The organism is Sphaerisporangium sp. B11E5 (assembly GCF_039871875.1).
Classification (GTDB): Bacteria; Actinomycetota; Actinomycetes; order Streptosporangiales; family Streptosporangiaceae; genus Sphaerisporangium.
Map to the genome: position 1 here is coordinate 12,999 of NZ_JBDPMD010000007.1, position 18,757 is coordinate 31,755.

Annotated in this window: 13 protein-coding genes and 1 pseudogene; 8 read left to right on the forward strand and 6 right to left on the reverse strand. The window is 70.6% G+C overall.

The annotated features are described in order from the left end of the window. Window positions 1-20: 20 nt before the first annotated feature. Complete coding sequence (locus tag ABGB17_RS09240) at window positions 21-656, reverse strand: helix-turn-helix domain-containing protein (RefSeq protein WP_347627437.1); 636 nt, start codon at window positions 654-656, stop codon at window positions 21-23. 89 nt (window positions 657-745) lie between these two features. Between ABGB17_RS09240 and ABGB17_RS09245 the strand changes: the two genes are divergently transcribed. Next, complete coding sequence (locus tag ABGB17_RS09245; protein WP_347627439.1) at window positions 746-1,927, forward strand: cytochrome P450; 1,182 nt, start codon at window positions 746-748, stop codon at window positions 1,925-1,927. 75 nt (window positions 1,928-2,002) lie between these two features. Here the strand turns inward: ABGB17_RS09245 and ABGB17_RS09250 are convergent, their stop codons facing one another. After that, entirely contained in the window at window positions 2,003-3,220 is a 1,218-nt protein-coding gene (locus tag ABGB17_RS09250; protein WP_347627441.1) for a DUF6596 domain-containing protein, read from the reverse strand. Continuing rightward, on the reverse strand, window positions 3,217-3,555 hold the full coding sequence (locus tag ABGB17_RS09255; protein WP_347627443.1) for a YciI family protein: 339 nt from the start codon (window positions 3,553-3,555) through the stop codon (window positions 3,217-3,219). The genes ABGB17_RS09250 and ABGB17_RS09255 overlap by 4 nt, the downstream gene beginning before the upstream one ends. 260 nt (window positions 3,556-3,815) lie before the next feature. Between ABGB17_RS09255 and ABGB17_RS09260 the strand changes: the two genes are divergently transcribed. Next, the gene (locus ABGB17_RS09260; RefSeq protein WP_347627444.1) at window positions 3,816-6,929 is read left to right on the forward strand and encodes a BTAD domain-containing putative transcriptional regulator; all 3,114 of its coding nucleotides are present in this window, start codon (window positions 3,816-3,818) and stop codon (window positions 6,927-6,929) included. A 61-nt stretch (window positions 6,930-6,990) separates the two neighbouring features. Here ABGB17_RS09260 and ABGB17_RS09265 read toward each other — a convergent pair whose 3' ends face one another. From ABGB17_RS09265 to ABGB17_RS09275, 3 genes and pseudogenes are all read right to left on the reverse strand, one after another. Further along, window positions 6,991-7,758: a VCBS repeat-containing protein gene (locus ABGB17_RS09265; protein WP_347627855.1), complete on the reverse strand. Its 768-nt coding sequence runs from the start codon at window positions 7,756-7,758 to the stop codon at window positions 6,991-6,993. 111 nt (window positions 7,759-7,869) lie between these two features. Further along, a pseudogene (locus ABGB17_RS09270) lies at window positions 7,870-8,418 on the reverse strand (CHAP domain-containing protein); the annotation flags it as partial. Between the two features lie 609 nt (window positions 8,419-9,027). Next, the gene (locus ABGB17_RS09275) at window positions 9,028-11,808 is read right to left on the reverse strand and encodes a hypothetical protein (protein ID WP_347627446.1); all 2,781 of its coding nucleotides are present in this window, start codon (window positions 11,806-11,808) and stop codon (window positions 9,028-9,030) included. 528 nt (window positions 11,809-12,336) lie between these two features. Here ABGB17_RS09275 and gntD point away from each other — a divergent pair. The 6 genes from gntD to ABGB17_RS09305 all read left to right on the forward strand — a co-directional run bounded on the left by gntD (window position 12,337) and on the right by ABGB17_RS09305 (window position 18,719). Continuing rightward, window positions 12,337-13,395, forward strand: coding sequence for a guanitoxin biosynthesis L-enduracididine beta-hydroxylase GntD (gntD, locus tag ABGB17_RS09280; RefSeq protein ID WP_347627448.1), 1,059 nt, complete (start codon window positions 12,337-12,339; stop codon window positions 13,393-13,395). A gap of 98 nt (window positions 13,396-13,493) precedes the next feature. Then, complete coding sequence (locus ABGB17_RS09285) at window positions 13,494-14,960, forward strand: aminotransferase class V-fold PLP-dependent enzyme (RefSeq protein WP_347627450.1); 1,467 nt, start codon at window positions 13,494-13,496, stop codon at window positions 14,958-14,960. After that, the gene (locus ABGB17_RS09290) at window positions 14,957-16,744 is read left to right on the forward strand and encodes a hypothetical protein (RefSeq protein ID WP_347627452.1); all 1,788 of its coding nucleotides are present in this window, start codon (window positions 14,957-14,959) and stop codon (window positions 16,742-16,744) included. Before ABGB17_RS09285 ends, ABGB17_RS09290 begins: the two co-directional genes overlap by 4 nt. Window positions 16,745-16,749: 5 nt before the next feature. Continuing rightward, window positions 16,750-17,148, forward strand: coding sequence for a hypothetical protein (locus tag ABGB17_RS09295; RefSeq protein ID WP_347627454.1), 399 nt, complete (start codon window positions 16,750-16,752; stop codon window positions 17,146-17,148). A 234-nt stretch (window positions 17,149-17,382) separates the two neighbouring features. Further along, a complete protein-coding gene (locus ABGB17_RS09300) occupies window positions 17,383-18,216 on the forward strand; it encodes an LLM class flavin-dependent oxidoreductase (protein ID WP_347627456.1) in 834 nt (277 codons plus the stop codon). Continuing rightward, complete coding sequence (locus ABGB17_RS09305) at window positions 18,213-18,719, forward strand: nucleoside deaminase (RefSeq protein WP_347627458.1); 507 nt, start codon at window positions 18,213-18,215, stop codon at window positions 18,717-18,719. Before ABGB17_RS09300 ends, ABGB17_RS09305 begins: the two co-directional genes overlap by 4 nt. Window positions 18,720-18,757: the final 38 nt, after the last annotated feature.

Below are 18,757 nucleotides of genomic sequence, written 5' to 3' on the forward strand. Positions count from 1 at the left end.
AAGCCGATGGTTGCCGGTGGTCAGCGCTCGGTTTGGGCGGCGGCCATGACACCGTGCACGGCCTGGCTGATGCGGTCGGCGGCCTGGCCGGGGTCGGGCCGGCCGGCGTCCAGCCAGGCGATGACGGCCTCCAGGGTGAAGGCGGGGATCAGGTTCGCGGCCCAGTCCAGCCAGGGGCCGGCGGGGATGTGGCGGGCGAGGTTGCGGTGGGCCACTTCCCTGGAGGCGGCGGTGATGGAATCGATCAGTTCGCGGAAGTCGGGCTCGCGGGCGGCGTAGCGGAACAGCAGCCGGAACCCGTCGGGGTCGGCGGCCGCGGCGCGCAGCAGGGCGGGGATGGCGTCGTCGCCGAAGTCGTCGGCGCCGGTGGACTCGTCCAGCCGTGCGCACGCGCGGTCCAGCACGGCCCGGTACAGGTCGGCCTTGGAGTCGAAGTGCCGGTACAGCATGGCGCGGGTGAGGGCGGCCTCGGCGGCGATGTCGTCCAGGCCGGTGGCGGTGTACCCGGCCCGGGCGAAGGCGCGGGTGGCGGCGTCCAGGATCTGCTCGCGGCGTTCGGCCCGGCGCAGCCGGCGCACCGGCGTCCCGTCGGCCGCCTGTGTGCTGGTCGCGTCGCCTTCGCCGGTGGCCGGTTCGCGCGTGGGGGTCCGGGGCATCGTCACCCTCCTCTTGTATACGTGGAAGTATATAAGTAGCTTGGTAGACAGGCGAGTATACAAACATGCGTCTACCTGGAGAGTGAGCGATGAGCACCCCCGTTCGGCTGCCCTTCGACCAGCCCGGACCGTTGCGGCCCGCGCCGCTGCTGCGCCAGATGCAGGCACGCGGCCCGGTCCACCCCATCCGCACCGCGGTCGGCGACCCGGCCTGGCTGGTCACCGGGTATGAGCAGGTGCGTGCGCTGCTGGACGACGATCGGCTCGGCCGGGCGCACCGCGACCCGGACCGCGCCTCGCGTACCGGGAACTCGGTGATGTTCGGCGGCCCGCAGGGCGACTTCGACACCGAGCAGGCCGACCACCGCCGGCTGCGCTCACTGCTGCGACCGCACTTCTCCCCGCGCCGCATGCGCGCGCTGCGCGCCCGCGTCGAGACGCTCACCGTGGGCCTGCTGGACGAGCTGGCCGCCGCCGGACCGCCCGCCGACCTGCACACCGCGCTGGCCCTGCCGCTCCCGATCGCGGTCATCTGCGAGCTGCTGGGCGTACCGTACGAGGACCGGGCGCGGTTTCGCGCCTGGACGCGGGCCGCCGCGGACACCTCCGACCGGGCGCGTTCGGAGCAGGGGCTGGCCGAGCTGTTCGTCTACGGCCGGCAGTTGGTGGCGCGCAAGCGCGCCGAGGGAGACTCCGACGCCGATGTGATCTCCCGCCTGGCCTTCACGGAGGGCGTCAGCGACGACGAGGCCGCCGCGATGGGGACGTTCCTGCTGTTCGCGGGGCACGAGACCACGGTGACCGCGATCGGCAAGGGCGTGTTGTGGCTGCTCACCGCTCCCGGGCAGTGGCAGGCGCTGGCGGCCGACCCTCAACGCGTCGAAGCGGCGGTGGAGGAGATCTTGCGTGCGCCGGGTCTGGGTGGGGACGGTATCCCTCGCTACGCGCGCACCGACCTGGAGATCGCCGGCGTCCAGGTCCGTGCCGGGGAGCTGGTGTTGCTGGACATCGGAGCGGCCAACCACGACGGCACCATGTTCGCCGACCCCGACCGTTTCGACATCGCACGGCCGCCCGTGCCGCATCTGGCCTTCGGCCACGGGGCGCGATACTGCGTCGGCGCGCCGCTGGCCCGCATCGAGCTACAGGCGGTGTTCTCCCAGCTCGCCTCGCGTTTCCCCGGCCTGCGCCTGGCGACGGCGGTGGAGGAACTGCGCTTCACCCACGACACGCTGACCGGCGGACCGGCCGAGGTGCCGGTCACCTGGTGACGGCAGATGACCGGCACGGGCATGAGCCGCCCGTTCCCCGCGGCGCGCACCCCGTGGTCGTTCTCCGTGCCGGGCTCACCCCCAGCGCAGCCGCTCCTCCAGCAGCGCCTGCTGGGCCGGGTTGGCGGTCAGCTCCAGCGCCCTCTCATCGGCCCGGCGCGCCTCGTCGAGGCGGCCCAGATCCCGCAGCAGCTCCGCCCGGGTGGCGTGGAGGAGCGGATAACGTTCCAGCGCCTGGTCCAGGCCCGTCAGCTCGGTGAGCGCTGCCTGCGGGCCCTGGGTGTAGCGCACGGCGACGGCCCGGTGGAGGCGGGTGACGGGTGAGGGCGCCAGGTGCAGCAGCATGTCGTACAGCACCAGGATCTGCGCCCAGTCGGTCCGCTCGAAGCCGGCCGCCTCGGCGTGACAGGCCACGATCGCGGCCTGCACCTGGTACGGCCCCGGCCGCCGGTGCGCCTTGGCCGCCCGCACCAGTACCGCGGAGGCTTCCTTGATGGCCGTGCGGTCCCACAGCGAGCGGTCCTGATCGGCCAGCAGCACCAGCCGGCCGCGGGTGTCGAAACGGGCCGCGCCGCGTGCCCGGTGCAACCGGATCAACGCCAGCAGCCCGGCCACCTCCGGCTCCTTCGGCATCAGCTCCGCAAGCAGGCGGGCCAGCCACTCGGCGTCGGCCACCAGGTCGCGCGCCTGGGCACGCTCCGGCGTGCTGGACAGGTAGCCCTCGTTGAACAGCAGATAGATGACCGCCAGCACCTCGCCCAGCCGCGCCGGCAGGTCCTCCTCCGCCGGGACGCGGTACGGGATGCCGGCCTCGCCGATCTTGCGCTTGGCGCGGGTGATGCGCTGCGCCACCGTGGTCTCGGGCACGACGAACGCCGCGGCGATCTGCGCGGTGGAAAGCCCGCACACCACCCGCAACGTCAGCGCGATCTGCGCCGGCCGCGACAGCGCCGGATGGCAGCAGGTGAAGATCAGCCTCAGCCGGTCGTCCGGCTCGGCCGGTGGTCCGGGCCAGGTGAGCCGGGCGAGCTTGGCACGGTGGTTCGACTCCCGGCGCAGCACGTCCAGCCCGCGCCGCCGTGCCACGGTGAACAACCAGGCGTCGGGCCGCTCGGGCACCCCCTCGGCCGGCCACCGCCTCAGCGCGGTCTCGACCGCGTCCTGCACCAGGTCCTCGGCGGCGGAGAAGTCGCCCAGCAGCGACACCAGGGACGCGGCCAGCCGGCCCGCGTGCTCGCGCACCACGCGGGCCAGCACCTCCTGGCCTGCGTCCCCGGGCACCGGCGCGTTCATGAAACGGGGCGGATCTCCACGATCGGGCAGGCCGGCCACGAGCGGGCCAGCTTCAGCGCCTCGTCCAGATCGGCCACCTCGACCTCGGCGAACCCGCTGACCACTTCCTTGCCCTCCATGAACGGCCCATCGGTGACCACCGGCTCCTCACCACCCAGCCGCACGGTGGTGGCGGTGTGCACCGGCGCCAGATGCGTGTGGTGGGTGATCTTGTCGGCGTGCTCGGCGAACCAGCGCCCCACCGCGGCGTAGGCGGCGTCGCGTTCCAGCTCGCCCATCGCCTCCAACTCCTTGGCGAACCGCTCGGTCTCGACGAACATCAGCACGTATTTCATGTGGCCCTCTTCCAGTCGTCTGGACGCCGGTCCCTGGGTCAGCTTGCCGGGAACGCGGCGTACAGGTCCACGCAGGCATGGGACGAGGCCCGGATCGGGCCTCCACTCCACAGACGATCGGCCGCGTCCCCGATACGACGACGGCGCGGAGAAATCTCCTCCGCGGTCACCGGTCCGCGATCGACCCGCACCGGTCGGAAATGCCATCGAAGTTGGAAATGTAATCGTGTATTGTCCTCGATCCAGTCCGAGGGGGGGCGATGGAGTTCCGTCTGCTCGGGCCGGTCGAGGCATGGCACGAGGGGCGCCGACTCGCACTGGGCGGGCCGAAGCCCCGGGCGCTGCTGGCGGCGCTGCTGCTGGAGCCCCGTCGTGTGGTGGCGGCCGACCGGCTGATCGATCTCCTGTGGAACGACCGGCCGCCGGTGTCGGCGCGCGCGCTCGTGCAGACCTATGTCTTCACGCTGCGTAAAGCGCTCTCGGTGGCGGGTGGTGAAGAGATCATCGAGACACGCCCTCCCGGCTACCTGCTGCGATTACGTGACGAGCAGGTGGACCGGCTGGTGTTCGACCGTTTGGTGGATGAGGGACGGCAGGCGGGTGCCGGCGGCGGGCACGCCGAGGCGGCGCGGGCGTTCGGGTCGGCGCTGGCGCTCTGGCACGGCGAGGCGCTCAGCGGCATCGGGGACGTCCTGCGCGCGGAGGCCACGGCGCTCGGCCAGAAAAGGCTGGACGTCATCGAGGAACGCGCCGCCGCGTACCTGACGCTGGGCCGCTACGGTGAATCGCTGCCGGAGCTGTCCGCGGCGGTGCGCGCGCATCCGCTGCGTGAGCGGTTCCGCGTCCAGCTCATGACGGCGCTGTACGGCCTTGGCCAGCAGAGCGAGGCCCTGGCCCTCTATCACGAGGGCAGGCGGATCCTCTCCGACGAGCTCGGTGTCGCTCCGGGCGCTGAACTGCAGGCCCTCTACGAGACGATTCTCCGCGGAGAGCCGCTCCCCTCACCCTCGCGGCCGGTCCCGGCCGTAAGCCCCCCCGCCGTCCTCTCGCCCGCCGCGTCCCTCCAGAACTCCGCGGACCCATCGGGTCCCGCCGAGTGGCGGCCCGAGGTGGCCCCGGCGCAGCTTCCTCCCTCCGTCCAGGACTTCGCCGGCCGCGCCGCCGTCGTGGACGAAATCGCTGGGCACCTGACCACGGCCGCGCACGGGCCGCCGGTGTCGGTCATCAGGGGGAAGGCGGGTGTGGGCAAGTCGGCGCTGGCGGTGTTCGTCGCCCATGCTGTCGCGGGCGCCTACCCCGACGGCCAGCTCTTCGCCGAACTGCACGGCTGCACCGACTCCCCGGCCGTCCCCGACGAAGTGCTCGCGCGGTTTCTCCGTGGCCTCGGCGTGGCGCCCGCCTCGATCCCGGAGTCGGCCGACGAGCGCCTCGATCTGTACCGCAGCATCCTGTCGCGACGGCACGTGCTCGTCGTGCTCGACGACGCACGCTCGGAACAGCAGGTCAGGCCGCTGCTGCCCGGCGGCAAGGGCTGCGCGGTGCTGGTGAGCACCCGCGGCCGCCTCGCCGGCCTGGACGGTGCCCAGGCCGTGGACCTCGACGTGCTCGAGGAGACCGCTGCCACCGAATTGCTCGCCGCCATCGCGGGGCCGGCGCGCATCGCCGCAGAACCGGAGGCGGCTCGCCAGATCGTGCGGCTGTGTGGCCGGTTGCCGCTCGCCATCCGCACGGCCGGCGGGCGGCTGACCGCGCGCCGGCACTGGCCGCTCACCAAGCTCGTGGAGCGGCTGAGCGACGAGCGCCGCCGCCTGGACGAGCTGTCTGCGGGCGACCTGGAAGTCCGGTCCAGTGTCGCGTTCAGCTACCGCCTGCTGGACGAGCAGGCCAGGACGGCGTTCCGCCGGCTCGGGGTGCTCGGTGTGTCCGGTTTCCCCGCCTGGATAGTGGCGCCGCTGCTCGACCTGCCGGTGCACGAGGCGGAGAACGTCGTGGAACGCCTGGTCGACGCCCAGCTCCTCGACCACGCCGCGGTGGACGCCGCGGGGGAGGCCCGCTACCGGTTGCACGACCTCCTGCGGGTGTACGCCCGCGAGCGCGCCGAGGCCGAGGAGCGGGCGGAGGACTCGCGCGCGGCGGTCAGCCGTGTGCTGGGCGAGTGGCTGTACCTGGTCAGGCACGTAGCCGAGTGCATGCCACCGGGTGAGATCCAGTTGCGCCGCGACTACACCACGATCCGCCCGGTGGACCCCGCGCTGGCCCGGCGCCTGCTGGCCGACCCGGTCACCTGGCTGGAGACCGAGATGCCCGCCCTCATCACGGCGGTCGAACGGGCCGCCGCCCTGGACCTGGACGTCGCCGCGTGCGACGTCGCGGTGGCGTTGTCCTTCTCGGTGTTCTTCGTCGGCAGCCGTCTGGACGAGTGGAGCAGGAGCCAGACCGCGGCGCTCGCCGCCGCGCGCCGCGTGGGGAACTGCCTGGGCGAGGCGACACTGCTCGCCGCCCATGGGCAGATCTGCTATGAGATGGACCGGTTCGAGTCGGCGATCGCCTCCTTCAGCCAGGCTCTGTCCCTGTTCGTCGAAGCCGGGGACGTGCGCGGGCAGGCCGTCGTCCTGGCCGGGCTGGGCGGCGCGTGCCGGGAGCCGGGCCGGCTGCGGGAGGCCGTCGGCCACCTCACCCGCTCGGCCGAGATCTTCCAGGCGCTGGGGGACGACGCCGGGATCGGGCAGACCGCCCGGCTCGCGGCCAGCGTCCACCTTGAGCTGGGGGACTACGAGGCGTTGCCGTCGATGCTGGCGAATGCGCTGGACGCCTACCGGCGGGCGGGCAGCCGACGCGGCGAGGCGCTGACTCTGAGAACGATCGGGCTGGTCCACCGCGCCACCGGTGACTACGCGAGGGCCGAGGAGCTCAGCCACCGTGCCCTGCTGCTGTTCCGCAAGATCGGTGATCCCTTCATGGCGGCGTACGCGACACAGGCCCTGGCCAAGGCCCGCATCCGCCTCGGCACGGGCGATACGACGTCCACGGGCCTGGAGGAGGCCCTGCGCGTCTGCCGTGCCCAGCGTGACCGGTGGGGTGAGGCGCTGGTACGGCGCACCATCGGCGAGCTCCATCTGGCGGGCGGGCGACTCGAACAGGCGCGCGACCACCTGGAGGCGGCACTCGCCGTGTCGTACGCGCTCGACGCCCCTCTGGCAGCGGCCCGGACCCGGCGCGACCTGGCGTCCCTCCGGGAGCTCACCGGTGACGTGGAGGTGGCGCGGCTGCTGCGCGAGCAGGCGATCGAGGTGTTCGCCCGGTGGGAGGCACGTGAGTACCGGGAACTGACCGGTGCCGGCGGGCCGCCACCGCGGCTCGACCTGCCGGAGTGAGCCACCCCGCACGGGGACGACCGGCTCCGGGAACCGGAGCCGGTCGTCAGGTGAGTACGTGTCAGAGGTACATCCCGCCGAGGACGAGGCGGTTGTCGGACCAGGAGAAGTTGGGGTTCTGGCCGTTGTTCCAGAACACGACCACGTCGCCGTTCGGGCGGATCTGCACCAGATCGCTCAGTCCGTCGTTGTTGAGGTCACCGGTCTTGATCCGCGTCTTGTCGGTGATGCCGGTCAGGACCAGGCGGTTGTCGGACCAGGAGAAGTTGGGGTTCTGCCCGTTGTTGTAGAACACCACCACGTCGCCGTTGGGGCGGATCTGCACCAGGTCGGACAGGCCGTCGCCGTCGAAATCACCGGTGTTGATCCGCGTCTTGTCGGTGATGCCGGTCAGGACCAGGCGGTTGTCGGACCAGGAGAAGTTGGGGTTCTGCCCGTTGTTGTAGAACACCACCACGTCGCCGTTGGGGCGGACCTGCACCAGGTCGGACAGGCCGTCGCCGTCGAAATCACCGGTGTTGATCTGCTGCTTGTCGGTGATCCCGGTCAGGACCAGGCGGTTGTTGGACCAGGAGAAGTTGGGGTTCTGGCCGTTGTTGTAGAACACCACCACATCACCGTTCGGCCGGATCTGCACCAGGTCGGACAGGCTGTCGCCGTCGAAGTCACCGACACGGATCTGGGAGGGATCGGTGATCCCGGTCAGCACCAGACGGTTGTTCGACCAGGCGTAGTTGGGGTTCTGGCCGTTGTTCCAGAACACCACCACGTCACCGTTGTCGCGGACCTGCACCAGGTCATCCAGACCGTCACCGTTCAGGTCCCCCATCTGCACCCGATGCCCGTCCGGACCGCCGGGTTGCTCCGACGTGGCGCCGACCGGCTCGGAGTAGCCCGCGATCTGGCCGTCGGACCTGCTGTAGCTGTTGGCCTTGACGCGGTTGGAGCTGTTGCCCTCGATGGTGTGCACGGTGCTCCCGTCGGCCGAGGTCACGATGCCGACGTGGTCGATGCCGCCGTCGCCGTCCCAGTCGAAGACGATGGAGTCCCCCGGTTGCGGCGCGTAGCCGCTGGACCGGGTGTGCCAGGTGCCGTACGTGGTGCCGTAGTCCTTGAACGAGGAGGCCCACCCGGTGAGGATGCCGCCGTTCGTCTCGGCCACGTCGGCGTACGTGACGCCCGCGGTCTTCCACACGTACTTGGAGAAGTCAGCGCACCACTCGCTCTCACGGAACTGGACGCCGTCGCCGCTGCCGCATCCGCTGGACGGCTTCCAGGTGCGGAACACCCCGGTGTAGTAGTTGCAGTTGCTCCCGGCCGGCTTCTCGACGTTGCGCGCCGAGTCGCCGAGCTCGGTCTGAGCGACGGCGACGATCTGTGCTCTGGTCGTCGCGGCGGTGGCGGACGGTGCGATGGTCGCCGCCAGGCCGGTCAAAAGGAAGGCGAGAGCGCCGGCGCCGGAGGCGAGACGCTTGAACAACGTATGCATCAGAGGAATTGCCTTTCGCTGACGAAACAGGGGATGGCGACGCCCCGAAGGAAGGGGCGGCGCTTTATCGCGAAGGTGTCAGAGGTACATTCCACCGAGGACGAGGCGGTTGTCGGACCAGGAGAAGTTGGGGTTCTGGCCGTTGTTCCAGTTGCGTCGCCATGGAGGAATCGGCGGACGTCGTCCGGCAGGGTCGAAGGGCGCGACCGCCCGCACGGCCGCGACGTCCCCGGCCCTTCGGTGTCGGAGAGGTGGGAGACACCCATGGGAAGTCCATATCTCGTGCAGTGGTGATCTGACACGAGACAAACTCCTGGACGGCGCTATAAATGCTCTACAAAGCACATCCAAATCCCGTTCAACAGCTCTCGGATATGGCCGCTGAGGGATGGATGAACCGGCTTGGTGCCGTCTGAGACGAAGCCGCCAGGTCGATGAATCGATCCGGATTTGTTGTGGTGTTCGAGTATGGTGGGTCGCGTTTTTGGAGTGTCATGCCACGGTGGACGCGATTTCGCACCGTATCGCGGTGAGTATGCGCAGGGTGCTGTTCCGTCGTTGCCGGCCTTATCCGATCCACGTGCCCCGCCTCGGCCAGGACCCGGCGGCTCAACGTCGCCGGGCGGTGTGGCTCGGGGCGTTCGGGCAGAGCGGGAACCGCGGCGTGTCCGGCAGGTAGCGATCCCAGTCCAGTTCCACCGGGCCGGCGCAGATGTCGTCGATCACGCGGGGCACGTCGGGGTCCAGCCGCCACAGCGCGCCTTTCTGGACGGTGATGAGGAGCAGTTCGCCGGTCTCGGGAAGGATCCGGGGGTTGATCAGGTCCAGGCCTTCGGTGCGGAGGGACATGACTTCCGCTCCCGAGGCGAGGTCCCACATGCGGATCGAGGCGTCGTCCACCATGGCGGCCGTCCGGCCCTGAGGGTCGAAGGCGACCCTGGCGGGAGACTTCACGCCGCCGGCTTCGACCACCGTGCGCGGGGAGCTCGGGTCGGTGGCCTTCAGCAGGGTCAGGTTCCCCGACTTCGTGCCGAGCACGGCCACCGTGCCGGCGGGGCCGGCGATCGGGTACACCACGTCCGGAGTGCGCATCAGGGTCGCGATCCGCACACCGTCGAGTGTCCACAGCTCGACGGTGTACGCCCCGCTGTCGCGGCGGGTCAGCACCGCCCCCGAACCATCCGGGACCATCGACGCGTTCTCCACGTCACCGGCCGAGAGCCGGCGGACCGATCCGCCGGCGACGTGCCACACCACGGCTCTACGGTCCGTTCCCGTGGCCATCACCAGGCTGCCGTCCCGGGCGATGTCCGTCACCATCGGGAGGCCGGCGGGAACGGCGATTTCGCGTGGATGGTCCGGCTCCGAGACGTCCCACAGGTAAAACCTGGAGGCCACCCAGTTCCACGTGATCACGTGGCTCCCGTCGGCGCTGGAGGTGTAGTAATAGGGACCGCTGGGCAGCACACCGGCGGGCCGCCAGCCGGTGCCGTCCCGACGCCACAGCTGATAGCCGGGGGAGTCCGCGGAGTCCGCGGACTCGGTGCCCCGTGTGGTGACGGCGATCCGGCCCGGCGAGTCGATGTAACCCTCGCCGAGGACGCTCGCCTGCGTCGCGGCATCGGCGAGGATCAGCGCCGCACGGGTCTCGGGCGTCGGGCTGATCCGGTAGGCGGCCAGGGCGAGCGCCGCCGCATCGCGCGGCTTGGTGAGCAGGAGGGTGCGGGCGGCATCCGCGGCGCGCAGGCCCAGGGCCTCGTTCCTCCGGTGGTCGGCTTCGCGTTTCGCCGCCACGGCCAGGCCGACGGCTCCCGCCAGCAGGACGACCAGCGCGGAAAGGGCCGCGATGAGCATCCTCATCCGTCGTCGCCGCCGGCGTCGCTTGGTCGCGCGGAGCACCTGCGCCCTCAGACCGGCGTCGAGGAAGTCCCGTTCGATCGGATTGAGCCGCCCCCGCAGCGAATCGATCATGGTCAGGTGCTCACCACGCCACAGCAGATCGGGGTCGCGTCCATGCGCCTGCCAGGCTGCGGCCGCCTCGGTGGCCCGGTGGTGCACCCGGAGGATGTCCCGGTCCTCGGCGATCCAGGCGGCCAGCCGCGGCCACGCGCGCAGCAGCGCCTCGTGGACCAGCTCGGCGCCGTGGTCGTCGAGGCTGACCAGCCGAGCCGCGGCGAACCGTTCGAGCGGGCCGTGCGGTTCCCCCAGTTCGTCGCGCCGGATCCGCCGTTTGCTGTCCTCGGTGCCGTCGCCGGGAGTGACCAGGCGCAGGAACATCAGCCGGGCGGCGTCCAGCTCCTCGCCCGCGAGCTGCTGGAAGGTCTGCTCGGCGGTGCGTGCCAGGGCGTGCTCGACGCCACCGACGTCCTCGTACCCCGCGAGGGTCAGCGTCATCCCGCGGCGACGCCGCCACGTCTCGGCGAGCACGTGCGACACCAGCGGCAACGCCGACGGATGCCCGCTGACATCGGACATCAGCCGGGCGAGCAGGGCACCCTCCACGGAGGCACCCGCTCGGGCCGCCGGCTCGGTGACGGCGCGGCGCAGGTCGTCGGCCGACATCGGGCCGACCAGCAGCTGGGCGCGGTAGAGGGCGGTGACCAGTTCGGGGTGGCGGCCGCAGTGGCCGTAGAAGTCGGCGCGCACACCCAGCACCACCCTGCTGCGCGGAGAGGCGGCGGCCGTCAGCGCCCGCACCAGCCACAGCCGGTCGTCGTCGGCGCAGAGAGTGAACACCTCCTCGAACTGGTCGACGATGAGGAGCAGCTCGCCCGGCACCTCGGACAGCCGGCCGCGCAGGGCATGCGGGTCGGCGGCGAGTCGTTCGCGCAGAGGCGCCAGCGGCTCGTCGACGAGCCCGGCCACGACCGTCGCCACCTCCGTCACAGGGTCGTGCCCGGGGGTGAGGACCAAGGGGGTGCGCTTGGACCTGGCGGCCAGCCCGGCGCGCAGCAGCGACGACTTACCGGCGCCGGACGCGCCGAAGACGCCCACGAACGGCCGCTCGTCGACCAGGCGCACCAAGGCCTCGGTCAGCGCCTCCCGGCCGAAGAACCGGTCGGCGTCCTCGACTTGGTAGGCCGCCAGCCCGACGTACGGCGACGGCGCCTGCTCGTCCGCCGTGGCGTCCGACGCGGCCAGGTCCCGCCACCGGTCCCGCCACGCGTCGACGTCGCCGTCGCAGGCCGCGACGAAGGCCAGCGTCACCGCGAGGCTCGGCAGCCTCCGCCCGGCCACGGCCTCCGACAGCGCGGCCGCCGAATAGCGGGCCCGCTTACCCAGCTCGCGGTACGACGGCTGCCCGGCCTGCTGCCGTAATCGCCGCAGGTCGCCGGCGAACCGGAGCAACGGCGTGTCCTCGGCGCCCAGCGGGCGTTCCTGACGTGGCATCGCCACCCCTTCCCACCCCGATATCGCTCTCGGGCGTTCTTCAGCGCACCCGACGAGACCTCGAAATCTCACCTTCCGTGCATCACGTGTGCACCAGAGCCGATGTTCATTGTTCGTGGTTTGTTGTTCAGGCGCCGAGGGCGAACCTGAACACCGCGTCCGACCCTAGTGTCGGGCACGCCTCGTTTCCCTCCGAACGGCCATGCCACCGGGGGCCGGGCTCCTCGTTCTGATGACGGGGCCGGCGCACGCCGACTCCGCCGCATCGGCACCGAGCCCGCCTCCCCCTGCGCCGGCGGTTCCGATCATCCACGTGTTGTTTTCGCGCAATGTTATCAACGATAACGGTGTGACCGTAACTTCGAAATTAGCGCCTATAACGTCAAACCGTTAGCGTCTTGCAATATCTGCGCTAATATGATTCTGTTATCGCCGTCAACGCAGGTCTGAGGGGTGCTCGACGTGCCGCCATCGTCACCGGCGGATCCTGCGGCCGCCCCCTCGCCGGGGAGTTGTCTTCGAGCACGAATGGACTTCAGGGATGGTGATCGCATGTATGAGATTCGCTTGTCCGGCCATGAGGTGGAGGTCATCGAGGAGTTGCTGGCGCGGCTGGCCGGGCGGTACCGGACCGCTGAGGACGACGAGTTCCTGCGGAACGTGCATGTGCACGCCCATGAATTACCGGTGACGGTGCGGCGAGGGCTCGCCGAATTCCGGATGAGTGAGCCCGCCGGTGTGTGTCTGGTGACCGGATTTCCGGTCGACGACACGACGATCGGCGCGACACCGCGCGACTGGGCCGGTGCCGAGGAGACAAAGCACGCCTCGGCCCGCGAGGAGTTCTATTTCACGCTGTGCGCGAGCCTGCTCGGCGACGTCTTCGGCTGGGCCAGCCAGCAAGGCGGCAGGCTGATGCACGAGGTCCTTCCCATCCGGGGCCATGAGAGCCGCCAGATCAACTCCAGCAGCGACGCCACGCTGCTGTGGCACACGGAGGACGCCTTCCATCCTTACCGGGCGGACTATGTCGCGCTGATGTGCCTTCGGAACCCGGGAGGTACCGAGACGACATTCGCGTGTCTCGACGACGTCGTCGTCCCTCGCGAAGTGCGGGAAATCCTCGCGCAGCCGAGGTTCGTCCTGCGGCCCGACGAGTCGCACCGGCCGGAGAACGCCGACCCCCGGCTGGTTCACGGCCCCGCCCTGGCGCCGATCGCGCGCCGCAGCTACGCCCGCATCGAGCGGCTCCTGCGGAACCCCGAGAAGACGCCGGTGCTCTTCGGCGACCTTTCGTCGCCCTACGTCCGGCTCGACTCCGACGCCGTGGACTGGGACATCGACGACCCTGAGGCGCTGTCGGCCCTGCGTGTCTTCGTCGAAGCGGTCGACAAGGCCATCGCCGGCCACAGCATGCGCCCCGGCGAGCTGCTCTTCGTCGACAACTACCGGGCCGTGCACGGTCGCAGGCCGTTCGTGGCCGCCTTCGACGGAAAGGATCGCTGGCTCAAACGACTCAACATCACCCGGGACCTGCGGCGATCGCGCGACGCGCGGAGCGCGCCCGATGCCCGGGTCGTCTACTGAGCGCCCCAACGACCATCGGGAGCCCGTCGATGACCATCAATGCGATCGGCCTGGGAACGCCAGGACAAGGACCTCGGGGGACGACACATGACTTCCCTTTGAGCCGACCCGGATCTGACGACCTCCACGCTCTGATCGGCACCGTTCTGCGCGCGCTGTCCGACGGCGCACGCCGGCGCGGCGGCCCGGTGCCCGCAGGCGAGCCGGCCGAGCTTGCCGGGAACGTGCGTGCCGCACTGGGCCCGTTGCTCCTGCGGGAAGGGCGAGGCACCGGCGTTCTGGCGTCCTTGACCGAGATCCTCGCGCGCGGCGCGGTCGACCTGTCCGACCCCGCCTGGTCGGCGCACCTGCTCAGCCCTCCGCTGGCGATCTCGGCGGCCGCGGACGTGGCCGCCGCCATCCTGAACGCCGATCTCACGTCGTGGGACCAGTCGCCGGCCGGAATCGTCATCGAGTCCGAGGTCGTCCGGGCGATGTGCGCGCTCGTGGGGTACGACCCGGACGCAGCCGCGGGTGTCGTCACGTCCGGGGGGACCGAGTCCAACCTCATCGGCCTCTTCCTGGCCCGTGACCGTCCCGGCGGCCCGGGACCCGCGCACGGCCGATCGGTGATCTACGCGTCGCGGTCGGCCCACTTCTCGATCCGCCGCAGCGCACGGCTGCTGGGTTTCCCCGCAGAGAACGTGATCCCGGTGGAGACGAACGCGCGAGACCAGATGGACCCGGACGCGCTGAGGACGGCGATGGAACGCGGTACGCGGGAGGGCCGGTGGCCCGCCTGCGTGGTGGCCACCACCGGGACCACCGATTTCGGCGCCATCGACCCGGTCGAGGACATCATCGCCATCGCCCGGGCCCACAGCGCGGCGGTGCACGTCGATGCCGCCTACGGTGGCGGCGCGCTGTTCTCCGGCAAGCTCGCGTCGCTGCTGACCGGCGTCGACGGGGCCGACAGCATCTCGTTGGACCTGCACAAGTTCGGCTGGCAGCCGATCGGAGCAGGTGTGCTGCTCACACGGCGCGCCGAGGCGTTCGCGCCCATGGCGTTCGAGGCGCCGTACGTGAACGCCGCCGACGACCTGCGGGCGGGCCATCTGAACCACACCGACAGGTCACTGCGCACCACCCGGCGGGCGGACTCCTTCAAGATCGCCGTCACGTTGCAGGCGGTCGGCATGGAACGCCTGGGCGAAATGGTGGATCACTGTCACGCGCTCGCCCGGCACGCCGCGCGTCGGATCGCCGTGACGCCGCATCTGGCGCTCGCGTCCGATCCGGTCCTGTCGACGGTCGTCTTCCGCTACGTCCCCCGGGCGGACGTGCCGGCCGTGTCCGACGCGGTGAACGCGTCCCTCCGCCGCAGGATCCTGGCCGAGGGCAAAGCCGTCGTCGGACGTACCGAGCTCCACGCCGGAAAGCCGTCCGTGTGGCTCAAGCTGACCCTGCTCAACCCCTTCATGACGGAGGACGACGTCGACAGGCTGCTGCACATGATCAGCGCGGCCGGGCGCCTCGAGGACGGCGGCGTCGCGGCTTCAGCTTCGAAGAAGGAGAGCCACCTGTGAAACACCGCTTGCATCACCCGGTCGCGGCTGAGGACGCCGCCCCCGCGGTCACCGACCCGGATTTCGTCGCTCTCGGCATGGGCGGCACGAACATGATGGCGATGCTCTGGACGGTCGCCATGGGACGGCGCGCGGTAGGCGTCGAGATGAGAGGGGATCCCTTCCTCGGCGTTCACTGGAACCTCCGAGTGGATCTCTTCCACCAGCTCGGCCTCATCGATCGCATGATGATGGACCGGTACGGCCAGGCGGGCGTGCCCCGCCACAAGGACGGGACCGTCTTCCGTCTCGCGGAACGGTTCTACAGCGCCGACACGGTCTCCGGCGACGTCACGCCCGACGAGGTCATCGACAAGTACGACAGCGACCTGCACCTGGTCGGCACCATCAAACACGTCGAGTTCATCGACGACCGGTGGAGGGACGGGCGACCGCACCGGGTGCTGACCGTGCTCGACCCACCGCTCGTGCCGCGCGCTCCGGACCCCGAGGCCATCCGGGCCGATCTGCGGGACGTGCTGGACGGCCCCTCCACGTTCCAGGCCGAAGCCGCTTCCATCCTGCGGCTGCTGCGCCGCTATCTCGAAGCCATCGCCGAGATGGACCTCGCCGCGGGGCTCACCCCGCCGCGCGTCACGCTGTTCACCCAGCACCGGGTGGTGGACGCGGAAGGCGAGGGTTTCGTCCGGCAACCGGATGGTCGGTACCGGATTCGCATCATGGAGTTGCAGGAATTCGACTTCAAGGGCCGATTCGTCCGGATGCCGATGCCGGGCCGGGAGCCCATCGACATCGGCGTCCCCGAGTTGTTCGCCATCGCCGAAGGCTTCCACAGCACCGACGCGGTGAGACTGGGTTTCGAGCAGCATGACGTGTCGGTCGACCATCGGGACGGACGAGGCCCGGTCGTCGCGCAGGCGGATTTCGTCGCCGGCCTGCTGGAGATCCTCATCGACGGGCGGCTGCGCCGGAGAATCTCCTCCCAGTTCGACGCCGACGGCCGCGAGTACTGGGTCCGGCAGATCGCGGTCGGGCACGAGAACGATCCCGAGGTCGGGTGGATCCTGGTCCAGGTCCCGGACTTCAAGTCGTTCGACCCGATCGCCGAGGGCCTGGTACCGCCCGGCACGGACCCGCAGTCGGCCGAGTACTTCGGCGCGTACCAGCACATGCTCTACGAGTTCTACATCGAGCAGGCGGCCGAGGTGCTGGACATCGACCAGTCGGCGCTGCGCCGCGTGCAGATGGCCTATGGCCCGAAGCTGTTCAGCCTGATCGAGAGGATGGGGGACGACGCCCTGGTCGCGAGGAACGGCGTCGTGGCGGGCGACTCGTTCGGCAACGGTCACTTCCTGACCAGCGGAGGCGCCATCACCGGCATGGTCGGGCACGGCTTACGGATCTTGCGCTACTGGCAGGCCCGCAACCTCGGCAGGACCCCCGAGGACGCCATCCGGGAACTGGCGGACAGCATACGCCAGGACACGAACGCGTGGCTTGAGGTGAGCGCGTCGGAGTACTCGGACGCGGTTCCCATCAACTTCGGCGCCGAACGCATCGAAGCCATCGTCGCGGCCGGCGGATATCCCGCCGGCGCACACGACACACGCATCGAAGCGGCCAGGAGGCACCGTCACACCCTTCTCCCGCTGGACGCCTCCGACTGGCGACGCCCCGTCTTCCGCAACGGAATCGTCATGACGGACCCGCTCCCTGAGGTGTCGAGGCACCCCCGGCCGGTGCCCGCGCAGACGAACATCAGTTCCTCCGCAGTCGAAAGGTAAGTGCGATGACGCTGCACACCCACCGCGCCGCCGAGACGGACGTCCCGGCCCCCGCTGAGTTCTTCGATGAGGTCGGCCGATCGCTGCAGGAATGCGAAGAAGCGGTGATGGCCTGTGCGTCCGTGGTGTTCACGACACCGCACCCCGCCGCGTCCTTGTTCGAGGTGCGCCGGGACATGGACAGCGCCGAGATCCTCGCGGTGACGAGGAGACTGCTGAAGAGGCAGCTCGGGTTGAACCGTGAACTCGCCATCGCGCAGCTCGACGCCTGTCTCATCGCGGTCGAGGCGAGCCATGAGTTCTGCGTGACCCACGCGGACGAAAGCGACGACGCACGCCGTTGCGCCGACGCCACCCAGGCCGTGATCCCCGTCCTGAAACGGGCCCTGGCCTACCTGCGGTGACCGGCCTCGCACCCGGTTCCGCGGCTCTGGTGTACAGGTCGGCGACCCGGCGGTTCGGCGAGCCCGTGAGGGGGAGCCGGTCCACCCGGTCAGCAACAGCCGCGCGCCTGCGACGCCGGTTCCGGGAAGAATTCTTTATTGCTCCTGGGATTTCGACAGGTCATGGTGGATAGCCTGGCCGGTGTGCAAATAGGGGTAAACGTCCCAAATTTCGGTCCCGGTACCAACCCGGACATGCTGCGGCAGTGGGCGCAGACCGTGGAGGGCCTGGGATTCCATCTGTTGATGCTTTCCGACCACGTCGCGGTGACCCCGGACGTCGCGGAGCAGTACCCGGCTCCGTTCTACGAGCCCTTCACCACCCTGGCGTGGCTGGCCGGGATCACCCACCGCGTCCGGATCGGCACCACGGTGCTCATCGTCCCGTACCGCCACCCTCTGCTGGTCGCCCGCATGGCCGCCAACCTCGACCGGCTCAGCGGCGGGCGGCTCGTACTCGGGACGGGGGTGGGCTGGGCGCGCCAGGAGTTCGCCGCCCTCGGCGTGCCTTTCGAACGGCGCGGCGCGCTGACCGACGAGTACCTGCTCGCGATCCGCGCCGCCTGGGAGGACGAGGGTGACTACGGCGCCGGGCACATCCCCTTCTGGATCGGCGGCTCCAGCGACGCCGCCCTGCGCCGGGCCGTGCGCCTCGGCGACGCGTGGCATCCCCTGGGTGTCACGCTGCCCTGGCTGCGCGAGGCGGTCGGGCGGCTGGGGGAGATCGCACGCGAGCAGGGACGTCCGGTGCCGGCCCTGGCGCCGCGCATCGCGCTGCGCTTCACCGACGAGCCCATATACGGGGACGAGCGGCTCGCCGGCGAGGGCTCGGCGGACCAGATCTTCGATGACCTGCGCGAACTACGGGCGCTCGGCGCCGCCACCGTCCTGCTCGACCCGTTCTCGGGCGATCCCGAGGAGACCCGCCATCCACAGCGAGCCTGGCGCGCGCTGGCGACCGTGGCGGACCGGTGGAACCTGAACGACGACGGCGGCACCTGGACGACCACCACGAAGGAGCGACAGTGACACCCGAGAACGACGCGGCGCCCTCCGAGCACGGGCCATCGGCGGCCCCGTCGGTGCCCGGTGAGGACGTGGCGCTGACGCCTGAGGACGAGGCGTTCCTGCGCCGGGCCATCGGCCTCGCCGCGAAGGCGCGCGCCGGCGGCGACCCGCCGTTCGGCTCGCTGCTGGCCGGCCCCGACGGGAACGTCCTGGCCGAGGACCACAACACCTCCCTCACCGACCGGGACATCACCGCCCACCCGGAACTCAAGCTGGCCCGCTGGGCGGCCCGCGAGCTCGACCCCGCGACCGCGGCCGCCACCACCCTGTACACGAGCTGCCAGCCCTGCGGCATGTGCGCGGGCGCGATCGCACGCTCGGGCCTCGGCCGGGTCGTGTACGCCCTGTCGAACGAGCAACTCGCGGCCCTCAAACCGCCCGGCAGCGGCTTCACCGACGCTCCCGCGCGTGGCCCCGCCCTGCCCGACGAGGCCCGCGTCCCCGTGGAGGGTTATTACCGCTGATTGAGGGATCACCTCACGAAGGCGGGGTGTGCTCACCG